Genomic DNA, 21,104 nt, shown 5'->3' on the forward strand with positions numbered 1-21,104 from the left:
AAGCATGAGCAGAAAAGATATTTCACGCTATTTCACCCGCAGCTTCTGGAGCCGCATGCCCCTTTACAAGGCGGTGCTGGCTCTCAGCTGCGCCATGATCCTGGTGGTGGGCACCGGCGCGGGCATCGCCCTCACGGCGGTGAACGCCGCGGCGAACAGCTCGTCCGTGAGCAGTTCGGCCCCCAGCGTCACCGCAACGCCGGACCCCACCGCGTCTCCCACGCCGGAACCCACGGCCACCCCGGAGCCCATTCAGCTGGCGCTGGAGGTCACCGCGGTGCAGCAGACCCTGGGCGTCACCGTCACCGACGCCGAGAACGGCATGCCCGTGCTGGGCACCGAGTTCGAGGTGGTGGTGGACTACAAGGCGGACAAGTCCGCCTCCAGCAAGAGCACTTCCGGCAAGTCCTCCAGCTCTTCCAGCACCAAGACCCAGAAACCCACCGAGACCTACAAGATCGACCCCAAGACCGGCACCCTGCTGATCGAGGAGCTGCCGGTGGGCGAGTACACCGTGAGCCTCTCGGAGATCGAGGGATACATACTGCCTGACCCCGTCACCACCAAGGTGAAGGAGAAGGTGGAGTACAAGGTGGACACCGAGGCGGTCAAGGACCAGATCAAGGATGAGAGCGAAGTGGGCGCGGGCGACATCGTCACCGACGACAACGTGCTGAGCGACGAGACCACCGACGGTTTCGATCCCACCGAGACCCTGCCCGCCAACGACTACGATTCCAACATCAGCAAGAAGGAAGAGGTCAAGGCCAAGGTCTACACCGTGTCCGGCAACACCAAGAGCGAAGGCGGCAAGGCATGGCTGCTGAACGCGGACGGCTCCCGCTCCAACTACTATGTGAGCAAGACCGAAAAGGACGCGAACGGCGGCGAGTACATCGTGGAGGCCACCTATCAGGCGCCCGCTGCCGCCAACAGCGTGTTCAGCAGCGTGGCGGGCGGCTTCGGCCGGCTGTTCTTCCCGGTGGCGTTTGCGGAGGATGAATCCGGCAGCACTTCCGTGCCCAGTTCCGGCTCTTCCTCCACCGCGCCGGAGGTGACGCCGACCCCCACCCCCACTCCTACTCCCACGCCGACCCCCACCCCGACTCCCACGCCGAGCCCCAGCCCGGAGGTGACCCCCACTCCGAGCCCCTCGGCCACTCCCAGCCCCACGCCGGCCCCCACCCCGATTCCCACCCCGGCGGGCACTCCCACCCCGACCCCTGTCGCCACCGTGGTGCTGTTCAAGGACGGCAAGGTGGTGGCCAACAGCGCCTTCAAGCTCACCGCCACCGAGGTCACCGTGAAGGTGGTATACAGCGGCTGGCAGCCCAGCTTTGAGAGCAAAGAGGCCTTCTACGACCCCACCACCCATGAGAAGCTGGTGAACACCGAAAAGGTCATCGCCGGCGTGAAGTACAAGTTCGATGCGAGCGGCAAGCCCACTGTTGTGGACACCAGCAACGGCCTGGTGAAGGGCATCGACGTGTCCAAGTACCAGTACAACATCGACTGGAACGCGGTGAAGGCCAGCGGCATCGACTTTGCCATCATCCGCGTGGGCTACCGCGGCTACGGCACGGGCGCCCTGGTGGAGGACCCCTACTTCCGCCAGAACATCAAGGGCGCCAACGCCGCGGGCGTGAAGGTGGGCCTGTACTTCTACAGCCAGGCCATCAACGAGCAGGAAGCCGTGGATGAGGCCAGCATGGTCATCCGCCTGATCCAGGAAACCGGCGGCCGCGTGAGCTACCCCATTTACTTCGACACCGAGAAGGTGGCGGGCGACACCGGCCGTGCCGACGGCATCAGCCGCGACCAGCGCACCCGCAACGCGGTGGCCTTCTGCAACGCCATCCAGAACGCGGGTTACCGCGCCGGCGTTTACAGCTACGCCTCCTGGTTCTACAACAACCTGAACATGGCCAGCCTCACCGGTTACAGCATCTGGATCGCCCAGTACCGCGACCAGCTGGACTTCAAGTACAACTACGACATCTGGCAGTACACCAGCTCCGGCACCGTGCCCGGCATCTCCACCCGCGTGGACATGAACGTGAGCAAGCTGGGCTGATAAAAAACTTTCAAAAGCCCCGGAACCCCCAAGGTTCCGGGGCTTTTCCCCGTTTGCGGCTTGCAAGCGGAGGGCGGACTCGCTATAATAGAGAGGTACTGCGCTAAAGCGGCAAAATTGCGGGCCGCTGCGGTACGCCAATTCACTGTGAGGTGTTATCATGCAGCGTGAGAATTTCAAATCCCGGCTGGGCTTTCTGCTCATCAGCGCCGGGTGCGCCATCGGCATCGGCAACGTGTGGCGCTTCCCCTACGTGGTGGGGCAGAACGGCGGCGGCGCATTCGTGCTTCTCTATGTGCTGTTTCTTGTGGCGGTGGGCGTGCCCGTGCTCACCATGGAATTTGCCATCGGCCGCGCCAGCCGCAAAAGCTGCGTGCTGGCCTACCAGCAGCTGGAGCCAGCCGGCACCAAGTGGCACTGGCACGGCAAGGTGGCCATGCTGGGCAACTATGTGCTGATGAGCTTCTACACCTGCGTCACCGGCTGGATGCTCTATTACTTCTACCGCTCCCTCGCCGGCCAGCTGGAAGGCATGGACACCGATCAGGTGGCCGAGGCTTTTTCCGGCATGCTGAGCCAGCCGGTCACCATGGGCTTCTGGATGGTGGTCGTGGTGGTGCTGGGCTTTCTGATCTGCTCCATGGGCCTGCAGAAGGGCGTGGAGCGCATCACCAAGTGGATGATGCTGGCCCTGCTGGCGCTGATCGTGGTGCTGGCGGTGAACAGCGTGATGCTGCCCGGCGGCATGGAGGGCGTCAAGTTCTATCTGGTGCCCGACTTCTCGGTGATGGCCGGCGAGACTGCCCTCGAGACGGTGCAGAACACCCTGGGCGTGGTCACCGCCGCGCTGAACCAGAGCTTCTTCACCCTGAGCCTTGGCATCGGCGCCATGCTGATCTTCGGCAGCTATCTGGACCGCCGGCGCAGCCTGCTGGGCGAGAGCGTGCGCATCGCCGGGCTGGACACCTTCGTGGCCTTCACCTCCGGCCTCATCATCTTTCCGGCCTGCATGGCCTACGGCGTGCCCGCCGACAGCGGCCCCAACCTCATCTTCATCACCCTGCCCAACGTGTTCAACGACATGCCCGCCGGCCGGGTGTGGGGCAGCCTGTTCTTTTTGTTCATGAGCTTCGCGGCCTTCTCCACCATCATTGCGGTGTTCGAGAACATCCTGGCCTGCACCATGGACCTCACCGGCTGGACCCGCAAAAAAGCGGCGCTGGTGAACGGCGTGGTGGTCACCCTCATCTCCCTGCCCTGCGTGCTGGGCTTCAACGTCTGGTCCGCCTTTGACCCCCGCGGCAACGGCTCCGGCTTCATGGATGTGGAGGACTACCTCATCAGCAACATCCTGCTGCCCTTCGGCAGCCTGGTCTATCTGTTCTTCTGCATCAGCCGGGTGGGCTGGGGCTTCAAGAAGTATCAGGCCGAGGCCAACCAGGGCGAGGGCGCGAAGATCCCCGACTGGATCCGGGTGTACATCACCTACATCCTGCCCATCTTTGTGGCGTTCCTGTTCATCCAGAGCGTGCTGGCCTGGTAAACGCCGCGGCATCACAAAAATCAAAGGGGGCGCCAAAGCCGGGGTGGCATAAGAAAACGACGGTTTTGCCTGGGGATTTTGGCGCATAAAACACGCAGAGCAGCCCCCAAGCCACCAAGGCTTGCGGGGCTGCTCTTTGTGCTTTCTTCATCCAAAATCCTGGGGCAAAACTGCTCCGCACCAGGAAAAGTGGCGATTTTGATGGCAGCGCAAGGAAAAGCGCCGCAGGCACCCTTGGTGGTTGTCAAGGCGCTTTGACGCTGCGATACCGCAAAATCGCCCTTTTCCCGGCGCCGTTTTCTTACGGCACCCCGGCTAAGGCGCCCCCTTTCTTTGAAAAGGAATTTTTGTCATGTACACCCTGCTTCTCGCCGTCATCTACCTCGTGTTCATCAGCCTGGGCCTGCCGGACTCCCTGCAGGGCTCGGGCTGGCCCACCATGCGGCTGGTGTTTGACCAGCCCCTCTCCGCCGCCGGGGCCGTGTCCATGGTCATCACCGGCGGCACCATCTGCTCCAGCCTTTTGTCCGAGCGGCTCACCGCAAAGTTTTCCACCCGGGGCGTGACCGTGGCCAGCGTGTTCCTCAGCGCGGCGGCCCTGTTCGGGTTTTCCGTCTCCACCCGGTTCTGGATGCTCTGCCTCTGGGCGGTGCCCTACGGCCTCGCCGCCGGCTGCATCGACTCGGCCATCAACAACTATGTGGCCCTGCACTACCGCTCCCGCCACATGAGCTGGCTGCACTGCTTCTGGGGCGTGGGCACCGTCATCAGCCCCTGCGTGATGAGCTGGGCGCTGCGCCATTCCGGCTGGCAGCTGGGCTACCGCACGGTGGCGCTGATGCAGCTGGCCATCGGGGTGGTGCTGGTGCTCACCCTGCCGGTGTGGAACATCCACCGGGACGAGGCGCAGACCGCCCGCGCCGGGCAGGTGCTGGGCATCCGGGGCGCGCTGAAGATCAAGGGCGCGCCCACCCTCTTCGTGGGCTTTTTCGCCTACTGCGGGGCGGAGGGCACCTCCATCCTCTGGGCCAGCAGCTATCTGGCAGGGGAGCGGGGCTTTTCCGCCCAGCGGGCCGCGGCCAGTGCGGCGGTGCTGTATGTGGGCATCACCGTGGGCCGCTTTGTCTCCGGCTTCATCGCCGACAAGGTGGGCGACCGGGGCATGATCCGCCTGGGGACCGGGGTCATCGCCGCGGCGCTGGCGGTGCTGGCTCTGCCCGGCGGGGGAGAGCTGGGGGCGCTTTTGGGCCTGGGGCTGCTGGGCCTGGGCAACGCGCCGGTGTATCCGGCCATCATCCACGCCACGCCCGCGAACTTCGGGGCGGAGAACTCTCAGGGCATCATCGGCATGCAGATGGCCAGCGCCTATGTGGGCTCCACCCTGATGCCGCCCCTCTTTGGTCTCATCGCGAACCGGGCGGGCCTCGGCTGGATGCCCCTCTTTCTGGCATTGCTCATCCTGCTGATGATCACCATGCTGGAGGCCACCTTCCGCACGGTGGCGAAAAACAGATGAATAAAAGCCCGGCGGGGACGTGAAAGCGTCCCCGCCGGGCTTTTTGTTACAGTTCAAAGGTCTCCAGGTCCTCCGGCACGAACAGGCTGCCGGAAAAGAGGGGCGCGCCCTCGGCGGTGTAAAGGGCCTTGCGCCGGGCGATGTTCTTGTCCTCGGTGTGGTAGAGGATGAGGTTCTCCACGCCCAATTCTTCCGCCAGGCGGCAGGCGTCCGCCACGGTGGAGTGGTGCTTTTGATAGGGCTTGAACACATCCGCCTGGCTTGCAAGGCAGAAGGCCTCGTGGAGCAGCCAGCGGCTGCCCTGGGCATAGGGGCGCTCCCGCTCATTGAAGGGCTCGTCGCCGCAGCAGGTCAGTTTGCCGCCGCCGGGCAGGGTGATGAAAAAGCCGAACTGGGCCGCCTTGGTGGAGCCGATGTCGAAAAAGCCGGCCCTTTGGCCCAGCAGGGGCAGGCTCTCGCCGTCCTCCACCGTCACCAGATGAAGGCGCTCGTCCAGAAAGCGGGTCTCCTTTTCGCTCAGCAGCAGCCCCGCCATGGTGCGCAGAAGGCCGGTCACCTCTTTGTGAGAGTAAATCGTGGCCTCCCCCTCGTACTGGCCCCGGGCCATGCCCTGCAGGATCATCCGCATCATCCACAAAATGCCGGTGATGTGGTCCAGATGCTTGTGGGTGACGAAGATGGAGCGCACGTCCTGCCAGCGCACCCCGGCGGCCTTCAGCTGGCGGAAGATGCCGTTGCCGCCGCCCCCGTCCACCAGCAGATGGTCCGGGCCCTCGGTGAGCAGAAAGCAGGTGTTGTAGCACTCGGTCACCGCAGCGTTGCCGGTGCCGAGAATGGTCAGTTTCATGGGGCAGCCCTCCTTCTTTTTCAGTATACCCCCTCCCGCGCCCCGCCGCAAGGGCGGGGGCTAAAACCGCCCGATGCGCCATATACATACAAAGGACAAGGGTTCAAAAAAGGGGGAAGGCACGAGCCATGGAATATTATCAGCAGACGGCACGGGAGGCGTTCGCCGCCCAGGCCAGCGGGCCGGAGGGCCTGACGGCGGGGCAGGCGGCGGCGCGGCTGGCGAAAACGGGCCCCAACGAACTGCGCCGGGCCAAAAAGGAGAGCCTGTTCCAGCGTTTTTTGCAGCAGATGGCGGACCCGATGATCGTGGTGCTGCTGGCCGCGGCGGCCCTCTCCGCCCTCACCGCCGCCTGCGCGGGGGAGAGCTTTGCCGACGTGTTCATCATCCTGGCGGTGGTGCTCATCAACGCGCTGCTGGGGGTCTATCAGGAGAGCAAGGCGGAAAAGGCCATCGAGGCGCTGCAAAAGATGACCGCCGCCCACAGCCGGGTGCTGCGGGGCGGCCGCCCGGCCACGGTGGCCAGCCGGGAGCTGGTGCCCGGCGACGTGGTGCTGCTGGAGGCGGGCTGCGCCGTGCCCGCCGACGGGCGGCTGGTGGAAACGGCGGCGCTGAAGATCGAGGAGGCCGCCCTCACCGGCGAGAGCCTGCCGGTGGAAAAATCCGCCGCCGCCCTGCCCGCGGGGCGCGCCGTGCCCCTGGGGGACCGGCACTGCATGGCATACATGGGCAGCACCGTGAGCGCGGGCCGGGGTAAGCTGCTGGTCACCGCCACCGGCATGGACACCGAGATGGGCCGCATCGCCGGGGTGCTGGCGGCCACATCCCAGGGCAAAACGCCCCTGCAATTGAAGCTGGCGGCCCTCAGCCGCTCGCTGAGCGCGCTGGTGCTGGCCATCTGTGTGTTCATCTTCGGCTTCGGCCTGTGGCGGGCGGGCAGCACTGACCTTGCCACCGTGCTCTCCAGCTTCATGGTGGCGGTGAGCCTTGCGGTGGCGGCGGTGCCCGAGGGGCTGGCGGCGGTGGTGACCATCGTGCTGAGCATGGGCGTCACCCGCATGAGCCGCCAGGGAGCGGTCATCCGCCGCCTCACCGCCGTGGAGACCCTGGGCTGCGCCCAGGTCGTCTGCTCCGACAAGACCGGCACCCTCACCCAGAACCGCATGGAGGTGCAGCAGAGCTTCGGCCCTGAGGCGGAGCTGGCGAAGGCGCTGGCCCTTTGCAGCGACGCGGAGCCGGGGGCGGGCGGCCGGGCGGAAGGGGAGCCCACCGAGTGCGCCCTGGTGGAGTACGCGGCAAAGCTGGGCCTTGCAAAAAAGACCCTCTGCGCCGCCGAGCCCCGGGTGGCGGAACTGCCCTTTGATTCCGCCCGCAAGCGGATGAGCACCTTTCACTCCCGGCGGGGCAGGGCGGGGGTGACCCAGTACGTCAAGGGCGCGCCGGACCTGCTGCTGGAAAAGTGCACCCACTGGCTGAAAAACGGCACAGTGGTGCCCCTCACCGCCGCCGACCGGGCGGCCATCCTGGCCAAAAACCGGGCCATGGCCCAAAGCGCCCTGCGGGTGCTGGCGGCGGCCAAGCGGGACTGGCCCGCCCTGCCCGCCCGCCTCGACCCGGAAACGGCGGAGCGGGAGCTGGTGTTCATCGGCCTGGTGGGCATGATGGACCCGGTGCGCCCCGAGGCAGCGGCGGCCATCGCCCGCTGCCGTGCGGCGGGCATCCGCCCGGTGATGATCACCGGCGACCACAAGGACACCGCCGCCGCCATCGGGCGGCAGCTGGGCATCCTGCAGAGCGAGAGCCAGGCGGTCACCGGCGCGGAACTGGACCGGCTGAGCGACGCGGAACTGGCCCGCCGCGCGCCCTCCTTCAGCGTCTATGCCCGGGTGCAGCCCCAGCACAAGGTGCGCATCGTCCAGGCGTGGAAGCGGCTGGGCTGCGTCACCGCCATGACCGGCGACGGGGTGAACGACGCGCCCGCCCTCAAGGCGGCGGACATCGGCGTGGGCATGGGCGTCACCGGCACCGACGTGACCAAGAACGTGGCGGACATGGTGCTCACCGACGACAACTTCGCCACCATCGTCACCGCCGTGGCCGAGGGCCGCCGCATCTACGACAACATCCGCAAGGCTGTGCAGTTTCTGCTGGCCAGCAACGCCAGCGAGGTGCTGAGCATCTTTGCTGCCACCCTGCTGGGGGTGCAGCTGCTGGGCCCGGTGCATCTTCTCTGGATCAACCTCATCACCGACTGCTTCCCCGCGCTGGCGCTGGGCATGGAAAAGGCGGAGCCGGACGTGATGGAGCGCCCGCCCCGCCGCCCGGGCGAGAGCATCTTTGCCGGCGGGCTGGGGCTGGACGTGGTCTGGCAGGGCCTGCTGGTCACCGCCCTGACGCTGGCAGCCTACTTCACCGGCGTGCGGCTGGAAACAGGGGTCTGGCAGGTGGCCCAGAGCGGCGTCGGGGTGAGCATGGCCTTCCTGACCATGAGCATGGCCGAAATTTTCCACAGCTTCAACATGCGCAGCCAGCGGGGCAGCGTGTTCGCCCTGCCCACCCACAACCCCTGGCTGTGGGCGGCCATGGCGGGCAGCCTTGCCTTGAGCCTGGGGGTGCTGGCCTGGCCCCCCGCCGCCGCGGCCTTCGGCTTCGAGCAGCTGGCCCCCGCCCAGTGCGGTCTGGCCCTGACCCTGGCGCTGGCGGTGCTGCCGGCGGTGGAGCTGGGCAAGAGCCTGCTGCGCCTGTTTTCCGTCAAATGAAAAAGCCCGCGCCCCCAAAGGAGGGGGCGCGGGCGATATGGCGTATTCAAACAAGTTCCAGGATGCGCCGGGCGGCGTCGGCGATGTAGTCCGCCAGGGGCAGTTCCGGCAGCCCCGCGATGGAAGCCCCGCACCGGGTGGCGGGGATGAGCACCTTGTGGGCGGGGCTGGAGGCGATGGCCGTGGCCATGGCCGGGCTGCACTCGCCCAGCATGCTGTTTGCCATCACCAGACCGATGGGCCCGGCGATGATCTGGGCCTTGCCGGCGTTCCAGATCACCGCGTTCTCGCCGGTGGCCCCGGCGCTGGCCCCCGCCTTGAGCATGGCGGCGGTGGCGGCGGCGTTGGTGCCCACCGCGATCACTTCGCCGGCGTAGCCTCCGGCCCGCAGTTTTTCAATGAGCGAGCGGCCGAAGCCGCCGCCCTGGCCGTCGATCACAACGATTTTTGCCATTTGTCACGTTTCCTTTCTTCTTCACAAAAGCGGCGCGAACAGCCGCAGGATGACCCGGAAGATCCGCTTGGGCAGCGGCACGTTCTTCACGTCCTCCCAGGTGACCTCGCGGCTCACCTGCATGCAGCGCAAAAGGTCGGCGTGCACGTCCTGCACCATGTGCCCGCCGTAGAACACACAGCAGTTCTCAAAGTGGAGGTAGAGGCTGCGGTAGTCCATGTTGGCGCTGCCCACCACGGCGGTCTTGTCGTCCGACACATACATCTTGGCGTGGATGAAACCGGGGCTGTATTCGAAGATGCGCACCCCCGCCTTCATCAGCACCGAGTAGTAGCTCTGGGTCACCCAGTAGACGTATTTCTTGTCCGGGATGCCCGGGGTGATGATGCGCACGTCCACGCCGCTCTTGGCGATGAGGCTCAGGGTCGTTATCATCTCGTTGTCCACCACCAGATAGGGGGTGGCGATGTAGACGTAGTCGGTGGCCTGCTGGAGGATGTTGAAGTAGACGTTCTCCGCCACCGCCTCCTCGTCCAGGGGCGAGTCGCCGTAGGGCTGCACCATGCCGTCGGCGGAAAAGCGCAGGGTGGGGGTGAACTGCTCCAGCCGGCTGGACTCACCGGTGGTGAAGTCCCAGGTCTCCAAAAACAGGGCGGTGAGGTTGTAAACGCCGCTGCCCCGCAGCATCAGGCCGGTGTCCTTCCAAACGCCGAAGCGCTTTTTGCGGTTGATGTATTCGTCCGCGAAGTTCAGCCCGCCAATGAAGCCCACGTTGCCGTCGATGACGGTGATCTTGCGGTGGTCCCGGTGGTTGAACATGGTGTAGTCGGAGATGTGGGCCGACAGGCGGAAGGGGGAGAAGCGGTGGCACTTGATGCCCCACTCCCGCAGCTGCTCGTCATAGTCCTCCGGCATGGTGAGCATGCAGCCCCAGCTGTCGTACAAAAGGCGCACGTCCAGCCCGGCGGCGGCCTTCTCTTTCAGGATCTCCAGGGTGGTGTCCCACATGTAGCCGGGCTTCAGGATGAAGTACTCCATGAAGATGAAGCGCTCGGCCTTTTTCAGCTCTTCCAGAAAGCGGGGGAAGAACTCCTCGCCCCAGGCGTAGTATTCGCTCTGGGTGTCGGCGTAGAGGGGCGCGCCCGCATTGCGGATGAGATAGCGGGCGCTGCGGGCGAGACCCTTGTCCTGCACTTCCAGCCGGTGCAGGGCCTTCGGGTCCTGGGGCAGGGTGCGGCTGAGGCGCGCGCAGATGGAGTTCATCCGCCGCGCGTGGCGGTTGGTGGTGTTGCGGTGCCCCCAGAAGAGATAGAACACCACCCCGAGGGGCGGCATCAGCAGGATGATGAGGATCCACATCATCTTGTAGGCAGGGTTGATGCCGTCGTGCTCCAGAAGGGCGATCACCGCCAGCACGCTGACCACCACCGCCCCGATGTAGAAGGGGGCGGAAAAGCGCCCCAGCGCCACCGGGATGGAGAAGGTGAGCACGATCTGCAACAGCAGCAGCACCACAAAGAAGAAGGTGCGGGTGTAAAGGCCGCGGCCCAGTCGGCGCTTGGCCTTGGTGACCTTCTGCCGGGCTTTTTTCATCTGCTTTCCGGTGGCGGACACGGCGTTCCCTTCCTTTCTTCCTGATACAACGAGTTTCTACCGGATATTATAACACAAATCGCCCCGCCGCACCAACGAAGGCGCCCCGGCGGCAAAAAATGCCCCGGCACACGGCCGGGGCTGAAAAAACTCATTCTGCGGCGGAAGCGGAGGCGGACCCGGAGGCAGGCTCCGAGGCGGCCTGGGAGGCGGGCGCGGGGTCGGGCGCGCCGTAGGTGGAGATGGTCACCGAGTTGATGGTCACCGGCTCCAGGATCTGGCCGTCCTCGCCCTTTTCGCCGCCGGCGATGGCGTCCACCACATCCATGCCCTCATAGACCTGGCCGAACACCGTGTCGGTGTTGTCCAGATAAGGCAGGCCGCCCACGGCGGCGTAGGCGTCGATCACTTCCTGGCGCACCCCCGCATCCGTCAGGGTCTGCTGGGCCGCCTTGTCCACGCTGGAGGGCAGGGCCTGCACAAAGTAGAACTGGCTGGTGGTGGAGGGGTCGGCGTCCGGGCTGTTGGCGGCGCACAGCGCCCCGGCGTAATGGTGCAGTTTGTCGGTGTATTCGGCGGGGAAGGGGTTGCCGTTCCAGATGGTGGAACCGCCGAGACCGGTGCCGGTGCCGTCGCCGCTCTGCACCACAAAGCCGTACTCCGCCCGGTGGAAGACAAGACCGTTGTAGTAGCCTTGGTTTGCAAGGCCCACGAAGTTATCCACTGCCATGGGCGCAAGGTCGGGGTAGAGCACCGCCCGCACCTCGCCGGCGCTGGTGTCGAAGATGGCGATGGTGTCGCCCTCGGCGGGGGCGGTGAACTGCACTTCGGCGGATTCATAGGTCTGCCGCTTGATGGTGTCGCCGGGTTCGGGGTCGCCGCCGCAGCCGGCCAGCACTCCGGCGGCCATCAGGCAGGCGGCAAGAAAAGCAAAACGTCGCATCGTTCTCTCCTTTAACTGGAAAACAGAATGTATCAGTATTATAGCATACCCCGGGGCAAAATAGCAGGGGGAGGGCAAAAAGTTTCACAGCGCGCCCCCGGCGATTGGGGATTGACGGCGACGGAAAAACAAGTTACACTAAGACCAGAAAGAACCGGCGGTGCGCCGCCCGTGAAAAGAGGAGAACGCCATGGCCGAGACCAAAGTGCCCCCCACCGCGCAGGAAGAGGACGATTACACCCCCGATCTCATCACCCTGGAAGACGAGGACGGCAAAGAGCACGTCTTTGAGGTGATCGACGCGGCGGACCTGGACGACACCCACTATATGGCGCTGGTGCCCTATGTGGAGGACGAAAAGCAGCTGGAAGAGACCGAGGCCGAGCTGATCCTGATGAAGGTGGGCGAGGACGAGAACGGCGAATACCTGGACATCGTCGAGGACGACGAAGAGCTCTACAAAGTGAGCAAGATGTTCGAAAAGCGCCTGCAGGAGTTCTTCGACATCGAGCAGTAAAAACGCGGCATTCCTGCCTTGTTCGATTTGTTGCGGCTTGATATAATCCTACTAATCAAATTCAGGGAGCCCGGCAGTTGCCCGGCAGATTGCAGACCTCCCGTCCCGCGCATGCGCGGACCAAGGCGGACGAAGGGAGCGAGAAACCGGGCACAGGGCACCCACCTGCCACTCGGTAGGTTTTGATTGGTCGCAGACGGCAAGGCGGGGCCTTTATAGAAAAAACACAGGGCGCATCCCATCGGGATGCGCCCTGTGTTTTTGCATGTCGGCTCAAAAGCCCAGCGGCTCGCCCACCAGCAGCACCTTGATGCGCCCCGGGATGCGCTGGAAGCTGTGGATGGTGGTGGTGCAGCAGATGCGGGCCGGGCTGTGGCAGTGCTCGCACTTGCCGCTCACCGCGCAGGGGGTGGCGCAGTTAAGGCGCACCGTGTTGGCCGGCGCGGCAATGGCCTCCACCCGCTCCTTTGCGGCGGCCAGGTCCTTCACGATCTTGTTGCAGCCCACCACCAGCAGCACGTTCTCGGGCCCGAAGGTGATGGCCGCCACCCGGTTGGAGTTGCCGTCCACGTTGTAAATTTCGCCCGCCTCGGTGATGGCGTTGGCGCTGGCCAGATACCAGTCGGCGCTGAACACCCGGCGGTAGAGCCTGCCCAGCTCCTCGCCCGCAAGGCCGGTGCGGTCCAGAAATTCGTACCGCCCGCTGGCCAGAAGGTCCATGACTCCCGTCTCGGCCAGGGTCATGCTGCCGCCGTTTGCCACGGTGGCCCCCTCCGGGATGAGCTTTTCCACAAACTCCCGCACCCCGGCGGCATCGGGCAGATACCAGCCCTCCATGTTGTTGGCTTTCAAAGCGGCGATCACCCGTCTGGCCCGCTTTTCGATGTTGTCCTTCACGGCGTCGTGCATCCTTCGTACCTCCTTGCGTCATTTGCCCTTATTATACCACATTGACAGAAAGGGCGGAACGTGTAGAATAAAAAGGAGACGCATTTTGCGAAAGAAGGAGAGCCGTCCCATGGCAAAACGACTGCGCGCCGGCGATGTGATCCCGGAGTTCCGCTTTGACACCCCCTATCACCCCCAGCAGAGCTTCTATGAGCTGCTGGAAGGGGACAAGCCTGTGTTCCTTGTGTTCCTGCGAAACTTCGGCCACCCCCTCACCCGGAACTACATCATGGAGTACATCAAGTCCGCCGGTTCGCTGCGCAGCGCCCGGCTGGTGTGCGTTGTGCAGACCAGGCCCCAGACCATCTCCAGGGCCATCCCCGAAGGGGCCATGCCCTACGAGCTGATGTGTGACGCCGAGGGCGTGCTCTACCGCTTCTTCGCCGTGCCCAGCGAGAAAAGCCGGATGAAGTGCTTTTCCCTCAAAGCCATGAAGATCATCAACGAGGCCAAAAAGCAGGGCTTCCGCCCCCAGGCGGGCGAGGCCTGGCAGCTGCCCCTGACCCTGCTGGTGGGCCCGGCGGGCCGGGTGCTGCTGGCCCATTACGGCGCCACCCTCACCGACCTGCCGGAGGACTGCGCCGCCATGGAAGAGCTGGCCGCCGACCTTCTGCCCGCCCTGCCCGCCGAGTGGCTGGCCGCCGCGCCGGTGGCCGACAGCTTCAGCGCCGCCTTCGGCGCCGCCGCAGCCACCCCCGCCGAACCGGCCCCGGCCGCGCCGGAGGAACCGGCTCCCGCCGCGCCCCAGGCGGACGACGAAACGTTTGAGACCGGCTTTGACACCCCGCTGGAGGCTTTCGACGCCCCCGAGCCCGGCGGCACGCAGGAATTGGACGCGCCGACGGAAGCGCTTGCAGCGCCCGCTTCGCCCGCCGCCCCTGCCGCGCCCGCGGTGCAGCCCGAGGCCCCCAAGGCCCCGGCGGTGGACTTTGCCGCCCTGGGCTTCGGCGCGGGAAATTGACAGGGGAGGAACACCGCTTTTGAAACAGGAACTGAAATATCTGCCCATGCTGGCCCTCACCGCCCTGATCTGGGGCGTGGCCTTCGTGGCCCAGAGCGTGGGCAACGAATACGTGGGCCCCTTCACCTTCAACTGTGTGCGCAGCCTGCTGGGCGGCGTGGTGCTGCTGCCGCTCATCCCGCTGCTGGGCCGCCTGTCCGGCAACCGGCGGGAAGAAGCCACCCCCGCCGACCGGAAAAACCTCTGGCTGGGCGGCGTTTTGTGCGGCGTGATCCTGGGCCTTGCCAGCAGCCTGCAGCAGTGGGCGCTGGAATATGCCAGCGTGGGCAAGGTGGGCTTTATCACCGCCCTCTACATCGTCATCGTGCCGCTGCTGGGCATCTTCTTCCGCCGCATGCCCGGCGCGCAGGTGTGGCTGGCGGTGGCCATCGCCCTGGGCGGGCTGTATCTCCTGTGCTGGAACGGCAGCGCCGCCATCAGCCCGGAGGAGATGCTCCTCTTCGGGTGCAGCGGCCTGTTCAGCCTGCACATCCTCGTCATCGACCATTTTTCTCCCCTGGTGGACGGCGTCAAGCTCTCCTGCGTGCAGTTCTTTGTGGCGGGCGTGTTCTGCGCCGTGCCCGCGCTGCTTTTCGAGCAGCCCACCCTGAGCGGGGTGCTGGGCGCCTGGGGCCCCATCCTCTACGCCGGCGTGCTCAGCTGCGGCGTGGCCTACACCCTGCAGGTGGTGGCCCAAAGGCATGTGGAGCCCACCCTGGCCAGCCTGACTTTGAGCCTGGAAAGCGTGTTCAGCGTGCTGGCGGGCTGGCTGCTGCTGCACCAGACCCTCACCGCCCGGGAGCTGGGCGGCTGCGTGCTGATGTTCTGCGCCATCGTGCTGGCCCAGCTGCCGTCGCGGAAAAAGGCGGCCAAGACCTGAAAATGCAAACAAAAAACGCCCCCGGCTTTGGGGGCGTTTTCGTTTTTATGCAAGGCCCAGGGCGGCCCGGGCCAGAAACCATGCCGCCGGCACCAGAAGGGAGGGCAGCAGGTTGAGGGCCTTTGTCTCGCGGATGTTCAGGATGGAAAGGCCCGACGCGGCGATGAGCACGCCCCCCACGATGGAAAGCTCGCACATCACATCCCCGGTGAAGAAGCCTTCCAGCACGCTGGCTCCCAGGTAGATGGACCCCTGCCAGCAGAAGAGCACCGCCCCGGCGGCGCACATGCCCGGCCCGAAGGCCGAGCCCAGCACCATGAAGGTGACGAAGTCCAGCGTGGCGTTGGTGAACAGGAAGGTGTGGTCCCCCAGCAGGGCGCTCTGGATGGGCCCCAGGATGGACAGGCTCCCCATGCAGCACAGAAGGATGCCGGTGGAGAGCCCCTGGCTCAGCTCGGTCTTGGAAAACCGCCGCACCAGCCGGGTGAAGGCCCCGTCGATGTCCAGCGCGGTGCCGATGAGGCTGCCGATGGCAAGGCTGGCGATGAACAGCACCGGGAACCGGCTCTCGGAGAGGTTTTCCACCACCGTCTGGGTGCCCAGAAACACGGCGGCGAAGCCCATGGCGGTGTAGAGCGCCTGCTGGTATTTTTCCGCAAGGCCCCGCCGCAGGGCGCTGCCCAAAAGACTGCCCGCCACGATGGCGGCGGTGTTCACGATGGTGCCCAGCATGGGCGCTCCACGCTCCTTTCCTCTTCAAAAAACTCACAGGCAGTATTATAAGCGCCGGCGCGGGCGATTGCAAGGCCGTGCGCAAAATTTGCAAAAGGGGCGCGGCGCGGTTGCAACCCCCGCCGCTTTCTTCTATAATAAAAGGGATGAAGCCCCGCCCCGGCGGCGAGGGCCAGCAAAAGGAGACGACGCAATGCCGAATCTGTTGATTTTAGGCGCGGGCGGCTTTGGCCGCATGATCTATGAAAATGTGCAGAGCACCCGCCAGTTTGACAAGATCGCCATGCTGGACGACGCGGCCAAGGGCCCCGAGGTGATCGGCAAGCTGGTGGACTACACCGCCCTGCGGGAGGAATATCCCTGCGCGGTGGCGGCTTTCGGAAACAACAAACTGCGGGTGCAGTGGGTGGACCGCCTGCTGGCCGCGGGCTTTGTTGTGCCCACCATCATCCATCCGTCGGCGGTGGTCAGCCCCTCGGCGGTGGTGGGCGCGGGCAGCTTTGTGATGCAGCGGGCGGTGGTGAACACCCACACCGTGCTGGGCAAGGGCTGCCTTGTGAACTGCGGCGCTATCATCGACCACGACACCGTGGTGGGCGACGGCGCTCACATCAGCCTGGGCAGCGTGGTCAAGGCCAACTGCCAGATCGAGCCGGGCCGCAAGGTGGAGGCGGGCGAGGTCATCTTCGCCCAGCGCCGGGTCATCGACGGCGTGGACAGCCGCGAGCTGCAGGACGCTCTCTATGCCTTCGGTTTCGGCAACCAGTGCAGCTATGTCAAGCCCTTCGGCGCGGGCCACATCAACGAGACCTACGCCGTCTACATGCCCGGCGAGGAAGGGGACGAGCTGCGCTATGTGCTGCAGCGGGTGAACACCCACGTGTTCAAGAACCCCCGCGAAGTGATGCAGAACATCTTCGGCGTCACCGAGTATCTGCGCACCGTCATCCGGGCCGAGGGCGGCGACCCCGACCGGGAGACCTTGAGCTACATCAAGACCAAGGGCGGCGAGAATTACTATCAGGACACCCGCGGCCTGCCCTGGCGCTGCTATAACTACATCCCCGACTCGGTGTGCTACCAGAGCGTGGAGACCCCCGAGCAGTTCTATCAGTCCGCCCGCAGCTTCGGCAAGTTTTTGAAGCAGCTGGACGGCTATCCCATCGAGACGCTGCACGAGACCATCCCCAAGTTCCACGACACCGAAAACCGCCTGCGCACCTTCAAGCGCGCGGTGCAGCGGGACGTGAAGAACCGGGTGCGCACCTGCAAAAAGGAAATTGACTTCGTGCTTGCCAGAGCTGCCGACTGCAGCGTGCTGATGGACGGCCTGCGGCAGGGCAAGCTGCCCCTGCGGGTGACCCACAACGACACGAAGCTCAACAACATCCTCTTCGACGCCGAGACCGGCAAGGGTATGTGCATCATCGACCTGGACACCATCATGCCGGGCCTTGCCCTCAACGATTTTGGCGACTCCATCCGCTTCGGCGCCACCCGCGCCGCGGAGGACGAGCCGGACGTGAGCAAGGTGCACTTCGAGCTGGACCTCTTCGAGGCCTACACCAAGGGCTACCTGGAGGCGGCGGGAGACGTGCTCACCGACGCGGAGAAGGAGTATCTGCCCTGGGGCGCGAAGATCATCACCCTGGAGTGCGGCATGCGCTTTTTGACCGACTACCTCCAGGGCGACGTCTACTTCAAGACCCAGTACCCCCATCACAATCTGGTGCGCTGCCGCACCCAGTTCAAGCTGGTGGCGGAGATGGAAGAGCACTTTGACGAGATGAAAGCCATCGTGAAAAAATACAGCGAAATGCCCGGGGGAGAAAAAGAATGAAACTGCTCATCGCTTCCGACCTGCACGGGTCGGCCCACTATTGTGAAAAACTGCTGGCGCGCATCGAGGCCGAGCAGCCGGACAAGATCCTGCTGCTGGGCGACCTGCTCTACCACGGCCCCCGCAACGACCTGCCGGAAGGATACGCCCCGAAACAGGTCATCCCCATGCTCAACGGCCTGAAAGATAAAATCATCGCCGTGCGGGGCAACTGCGACGCCGAGGTGGACCAGATGGTGCTGGAGTTCCCCATCATGGCGGACTACACCACCCTTGTGCTGGAGAACGGCCGCACCCTCTTTGCCACCCACGGCCATCTCTTCGACCCGGACCACCTGCCCCCGCTGCCCGCGGGCAGCGCTTTCGCCTTCGGCCACATCCATGTGAAGCACGCCGAGCGGCAGGGTGACACCCTCATCCTGAACCCCGGCAGCGTGTCCATCCCCAAGGACGGCAGCCACAGCTACATGGTCTACGAAAACGGCACCTTCACCGCCAAGACACTGGACGGCGAGCCGGTGGCCAGCGTGGCCTTCTGAAAAAACAAAACGCGGCGCGGAAAGAACATCTTTCCGCGCCGCGCGTTTTTTGTTTGTTACCGCAGGCTGTCGCCGGCGATGGCGACGAGGCGTGCTTCGTCCAGCACCTGCAGGCTGCCCCGGCCCAGCTTCACCAGGCCCTCGGAGGAAAAATACCGCAGCATCCGGGTGATGACCTCCCGGGCGCTGCCCAGATGCTGGGCGATGGCGTCGTGGGTGAGGGCCAGCGTGTCCGACCCGGTCAGGCGGCTCTCCTCCACCAGAAAGGCCGCCAGACGACTGTCCAGGTGCTTATAAAGGATTTGGTCCAGCAGCCACATCACGTCGGAAAAGCGGCTGGCGATGAGCTCGGTGGTGAAGTTCGCCACCGGGGCCGACTGGCGCATCAGCTCCTTGTACACCGGCGCGGGGATGCGCCAGAACACCGTGTCCTGCTCGGCCTGCACCGAGATGTCGAACTGCAGGCTGTTCAGCATGCAGTAGGCGCTCATCAGGCACACGTCCCGGCTGAACAGACGGTAGAGGGTGACCTGCCGCCCGTCCTCCGAGAGAGAGAAGCCCCTCAGCTGGCCGCTCACCAGCACCAGCAGGCCCACACAGTCGGCGGTGCCGTTGTGGATGACTTCGCCCTTTTTCACATGCTCCAGCGTGGCGGAGTTTTCCAGCTTCGCCTGCTGCTGGCTGGTCAGCTCCTTCCAGAAGGGCAGATATTCCCGAAACTCCATGCCGCACGCCTCCCTTTTTTGTTCACAGGCTCAAAAGGCCCAGATGCTCCAGCAGAACCTTGATGCCGATGAGGATGAGCACCACGCCGCCCGCCAGTTCCGCGCCGCCCTTGTAGCGCGCGCCGAAGCGGTGGCCCACCCACACGCCCACGGCGGACAGGCAGAAGGTGGTCACGCCGATGAAGCTCACCGCCCAAAGGATCTTCACGTCCAGCAGCGCCAGGCTCACCCCGGCGGCCAGCGCGTCGATGCTGGTGGCCACCGCCAGCGGCAGCATCTCCTTGGGGGAGAAGCCCTTGTCCGCGGGGCAGGCCTGCTCCCGGGACTCCCGTATCATTCCCACGCCGATGAAGGCCAGCAGGCCGAACACCACCCAGTGGTCAAAGCCGCTGATGAACCGGGCGAACTGAGCGCCCAGGATGTAGCCCAGCAGGGGCATCAGCGCCTGGAACCCGCCGAAGTAAAGGCCGGTGATGACCATGTGGCCCGGTTTCAATTTGGGCTGGCTGAGCCCCTTGCAGATGGAAACGGCAAAGGCGTCCATCGAAAGCCCCACCGCCAGGATAAACAGTTCCGCCAAACTCATAAAAAAACCACCTTGTCACGCCGTGCGGCGCAGATTGTAAAGAAAATTTGCCGCCGCGGTGGCGACGATGACCAGATACCCCAGCCAGCTCCATGCATCGGGAACCTGCCCGAAGAACAAAAAGCCCAGCAGCGCCGAGAAAAGGATCTGGGAGTAATCGAACACCGAGATCTCCCGCGCCGGTGCGCAGGTGTAGGCGGCGGTGATGGAGAACTGGGCGAATGCCGCCGAAAGCCCCACCAGCAGCAGGATGCCCAGCTGGGCGGCGGTCATGGGCACAAAGTCCGCCAGCATCATCGGCCCGGTCACAACGCAGGAGAACAGGGAAAAGCAGAACACGATGAAGGGCCCCGGCACCCCGCGGGTGCCCAGCAGATGCACCATGGTGTAGGCAAAGCCCGCGCCAAAACCGCCCAGCAGGCCGATGAGCGCCGGAGCGAGGGTCATGTTCTGGCCGGTGGGCTTCACCACCAGCAGAACCCCGCAGAAGGCCGCCGCCACCGCCCCCAGCTGGAAGGGGGTCAGCTTTTCCTTTAAAAGAAGCGCGCTCAGCACGATGGCGAAGAAGGGGCTCATCTTGTTGAGCATGGAAGCGTCCGCCAGCAGCAGATGGTCCACCGCGTAGAAGTTGCACAGCACCCCCAGCGTGCCAAAGCCGGAGCGCAGGAACATGTACCACCAGTCGGCTTTTGCCATCCTGACGGCGGGCCGCTTTTTCGCCAGCACCGCCGCCGCGAAGAACAGCGCCACCAGATTGCGGAAAAAGCTCTTCTGCACGGCGGGCAGGTCCCCCGCCAGCCGCACCAGCAGCGCCATCAGCGCAAAGAAGAACGCCGAAAGAATAATGTAAAAAACGCCTTTGTATCGTTTGTCCAACAAAACGGCCCCCCGAAAAATCTGTAAAACGGTATAATTATAGCAACGCCCGGCCCGAAAGTAAAGGGTAAAGGCTTGCCATAACAGGGCGCAAAAAAATGCTTGCAATCGGCAGGGGGCTGTGATATAATACAACTCGCAGCCGGTGCGCAGGTGTCGTACAACGGCTAGTACATCAGCCTTCCAAGCTGAGGACGTGGGTTCGACTCCCATCACCTGCTCCAACAGCGGTTCGGCTGGCGCATGATATGCGGATGTGGCGGAATTGGCAGACGCGCTAGATTCAGGTTCTAGTGGGGGCAACTCCATATGGGTTCAAGTCCCTTCATCCGCACCAGCGGCCCCGGTCTTTGACCGGGGCCGTTTTCTTTTGCAAAACGAAAGGGGAGAGGAAAATGGCAAAACTGGAAAAGACCCTCCACGAGGATTTCGACGCGCTGCTGGCACGCATCGAGCAGGGCATCCTGGAGGGCAGCGTTTCCGCCTCGCTGGAGGCTTCCAGCGATTTTTCCGAGGCCGGCGCCCGGTGCAGCGTGCGGGTGTTCGAGCGCTTCAGCTACGCCGGCGGCAACCGCCTGAGCATGAGCGTGACCCTCTTCCAGAGCGGGAACGGCCCCGTCCACCTCTCCGCCATCACCGCCGGTGGCAGTCAGGCGCTGTTCGTCAAGATCAACACCTGGGGCGAAGAGGCTTTTCTGGACAAACTCCGGGAACTGCTGTGAACCTTATATA

The 21,104-nt window shown here is 64.6% G+C and carries 19 protein-coding genes, 2 tRNA genes and 1 other RNA gene; 13 read left to right on the forward strand and 9 right to left on the reverse strand.

Going from position 1 to position 21,104, the window contains the following annotated elements; all coding sequences use genetic code 11:
• Positions 1 to 4 precede the first annotated feature (4 nt).
• The 3 genes from ACMI1Q_RS04805 (at position 5) to ACMI1Q_RS04815 (ending at position 5,133) form a co-directional block, all read left to right on the forward strand.
• Positions 5 to 2,074, forward strand: coding sequence for a glycoside hydrolase family 25 protein (locus ACMI1Q_RS04805; protein WP_419502979.1), 2,070 nt, complete (start codon positions 5 to 7; stop codon positions 2,072 to 2,074).
• Between the two features lie 160 nt (positions 2,075 to 2,234).
• On the forward strand, positions 2,235 to 3,617 hold the full coding sequence (locus tag ACMI1Q_RS04810) for a sodium-dependent transporter (RefSeq protein WP_419502980.1): 1,383 nt from the start codon (positions 2,235 to 2,237) through the stop codon (positions 3,615 to 3,617).
• 352 nt (positions 3,618 to 3,969) lie between these two features.
• Positions 3,970 to 5,133, forward strand: coding sequence for an MFS transporter (locus tag ACMI1Q_RS04815; RefSeq protein ID WP_419502981.1), 1,164 nt, complete (start codon positions 3,970 to 3,972; stop codon positions 5,131 to 5,133).
• Positions 5,134 to 5,179: 46 nt separating this feature from the next.
• Here ACMI1Q_RS04815 and ACMI1Q_RS04820 read toward each other — a convergent pair whose 3' ends face one another.
• On the reverse strand, positions 5,180 to 5,980 hold the full coding sequence (locus ACMI1Q_RS04820; RefSeq protein ID WP_419502982.1) for an MBL fold metallo-hydrolase: 801 nt from the start codon (positions 5,978 to 5,980) through the stop codon (positions 5,180 to 5,182).
• Between the two features lie 128 nt (positions 5,981 to 6,108).
• Between ACMI1Q_RS04820 and ACMI1Q_RS04825 the strand changes: the two genes are divergently transcribed.
• Entirely contained in the window at positions 6,109 to 8,739 is a 2,631-nt protein-coding gene (locus ACMI1Q_RS04825; RefSeq protein ID WP_419502983.1) for a cation-translocating P-type ATPase, read from the forward strand.
• A 46-nt stretch (positions 8,740 to 8,785) separates the two neighbouring features.
• Here the strand turns inward: ACMI1Q_RS04825 and ACMI1Q_RS04830 are convergent, their stop codons facing one another.
• The 3 genes from ACMI1Q_RS04830 to ACMI1Q_RS04840 all read right to left on the reverse strand — a co-directional run bounded on the left by ACMI1Q_RS04830 (position 8,786) and on the right by ACMI1Q_RS04840 (position 11,729).
• Positions 8,786 to 9,193, reverse strand: coding sequence for a DUF3842 family protein (locus tag ACMI1Q_RS04830; protein WP_177521449.1), 408 nt, complete (start codon positions 9,191 to 9,193; stop codon positions 8,786 to 8,788).
• Between the two features lie 21 nt (positions 9,194 to 9,214).
• Entirely contained in the window at positions 9,215 to 10,807 is a 1,593-nt protein-coding gene (cls, locus tag ACMI1Q_RS04835; RefSeq protein ID WP_419502984.1) for a cardiolipin synthase, read from the reverse strand.
• Positions 10,808 to 10,937: 130 nt separating this feature from the next.
• Positions 10,938 to 11,729, reverse strand: a complete 792-nt coding sequence (locus ACMI1Q_RS04840) for a peptidylprolyl isomerase (protein WP_419068868.1) — start codon at positions 11,727 to 11,729, stop codon at positions 10,938 to 10,940.
• A 190-nt stretch (positions 11,730 to 11,919) separates the two neighbouring features.
• Here ACMI1Q_RS04840 and ACMI1Q_RS04845 point away from each other — a divergent pair, with 190 nt between their 5' ends.
• Positions 11,920 to 12,246 (forward strand): DUF1292 domain-containing protein, encoded by a 327-nt coding sequence (locus ACMI1Q_RS04845; protein ID WP_330056649.1) that lies wholly within the window; start codon positions 11,920 to 11,922, stop codon positions 12,244 to 12,246.
• A gap of 7 nt (positions 12,247 to 12,253) precedes the next feature.
• A non-coding RNA gene (gene ssrS, locus ACMI1Q_RS04850) (6S RNA) lies at positions 12,254 to 12,461 on the forward strand.
• 58 nt (positions 12,462 to 12,519) lie between these two features.
• Here the strand turns inward: ssrS and ACMI1Q_RS04855 are convergent.
• Entirely contained in the window at positions 12,520 to 13,155 is a 636-nt protein-coding gene (locus ACMI1Q_RS04855; RefSeq protein WP_419502985.1) for a lactate utilization protein, read from the reverse strand.
• 109 nt (positions 13,156 to 13,264) lie between these two features.
• On the opposite strand from ACMI1Q_RS04855, the gene ACMI1Q_RS04860 reads away from it, so the two are divergent.
• Positions 13,265 to 14,155, forward strand: a complete 891-nt coding sequence (locus tag ACMI1Q_RS04860) for a hypothetical protein (RefSeq protein WP_419502986.1) — start codon at positions 13,265 to 13,267, stop codon at positions 14,153 to 14,155.
• Between the two features lie 19 nt (positions 14,156 to 14,174).
• Complete coding sequence (locus ACMI1Q_RS04865) at positions 14,175 to 15,074, forward strand: DMT family transporter (RefSeq protein ID WP_419502987.1); 900 nt, start codon at positions 14,175 to 14,177, stop codon at positions 15,072 to 15,074.
• Between the two features lie 45 nt (positions 15,075 to 15,119).
• Here ACMI1Q_RS04865 and ACMI1Q_RS04870 read toward each other — a convergent pair whose 3' ends face one another.
• Entirely contained in the window at positions 15,120 to 15,806 is a 687-nt protein-coding gene (locus ACMI1Q_RS04870; RefSeq protein WP_419502988.1) for a DUF554 domain-containing protein, read from the reverse strand.
• Positions 15,807 to 15,999: 193 nt separating this feature from the next.
• Between ACMI1Q_RS04870 and ACMI1Q_RS04875 the strand changes: the two genes are divergently transcribed.
• On the forward strand, positions 16,000 to 17,646 hold the full coding sequence (locus ACMI1Q_RS04875) for a phosphotransferase (protein ID WP_177522541.1): 1,647 nt from the start codon (positions 16,000 to 16,002) through the stop codon (positions 17,644 to 17,646).
• Positions 17,643 to 18,185, forward strand: a complete 543-nt coding sequence (gene yfcE, locus ACMI1Q_RS04880; protein ID WP_419502989.1) for a phosphodiesterase — start codon at positions 17,643 to 17,645, stop codon at positions 18,183 to 18,185. Before ACMI1Q_RS04875 ends, yfcE begins: the two co-directional genes overlap by 4 nt.
• A 56-nt stretch (positions 18,186 to 18,241) precedes the next feature.
• On the opposite strand, the gene ACMI1Q_RS04885 is transcribed toward yfcE, so the two are convergent.
• Genes ACMI1Q_RS04885 through ACMI1Q_RS04895 form a run of 3 tightly spaced genes read right to left on the reverse strand, consistent with a single transcriptional unit; the run spans position 18,242 to position 20,372 of the window.
• Positions 18,242 to 18,910 carry a Crp/Fnr family transcriptional regulator gene (locus ACMI1Q_RS04885; RefSeq protein WP_419502990.1) on the reverse strand — a complete coding sequence of 223 codons (669 nt, stop codon included), beginning with the start codon at positions 18,908 to 18,910 and terminating at the stop codon, positions 18,242 to 18,244.
• Positions 18,911 to 18,932: 22 nt separating this feature from the next.
• The gene (locus ACMI1Q_RS04890) at positions 18,933 to 19,496 is read right to left on the reverse strand and encodes a manganese efflux pump MntP family protein (protein WP_177521383.1); all 564 of its coding nucleotides are present in this window, start codon (positions 19,494 to 19,496) and stop codon (positions 18,933 to 18,935) included.
• A gap of 15 nt (positions 19,497 to 19,511) precedes the next feature.
• Positions 19,512 to 20,372, reverse strand: coding sequence for a DMT family transporter (locus tag ACMI1Q_RS04895; protein WP_419502991.1), 861 nt, complete (start codon positions 20,370 to 20,372; stop codon positions 19,512 to 19,514).
• A 149-nt stretch (positions 20,373 to 20,521) separates the two neighbouring features.
• On the opposite strand from ACMI1Q_RS04895, the gene ACMI1Q_RS04900 reads away from it, so the two are divergent.
• The 3 genes from ACMI1Q_RS04900 (at position 20,522) to ACMI1Q_RS04910 (ending at position 21,094) form a co-directional block, all read left to right on the forward strand.
• Positions 20,522 to 20,596: transfer RNA gene (locus tag ACMI1Q_RS04900), tRNA-Gly, on the forward strand.
• Between the two features lie 26 nt (positions 20,597 to 20,622).
• Positions 20,623 to 20,709, forward strand: a tRNA-Leu gene (locus ACMI1Q_RS04905).
• 58 nt (positions 20,710 to 20,767) lie between these two features.
• The gene (locus ACMI1Q_RS04910; protein ID WP_394978702.1) at positions 20,768 to 21,094 is read left to right on the forward strand and encodes a DUF6054 family protein; all 327 of its coding nucleotides are present in this window, start codon (positions 20,768 to 20,770) and stop codon (positions 21,092 to 21,094) included.
• The last annotated feature ends 10 nt before the right edge of the window (positions 21,095 to 21,104 follow it).

Source organism: Candidatus Allofournierella excrementavium, assembly GCF_048526665.1.
Taxonomy (GTDB): domain Bacteria; phylum Bacillota; class Clostridia; order Oscillospirales; family Ruminococcaceae; genus Allofournierella_A; species Allofournierella_A excrementavium.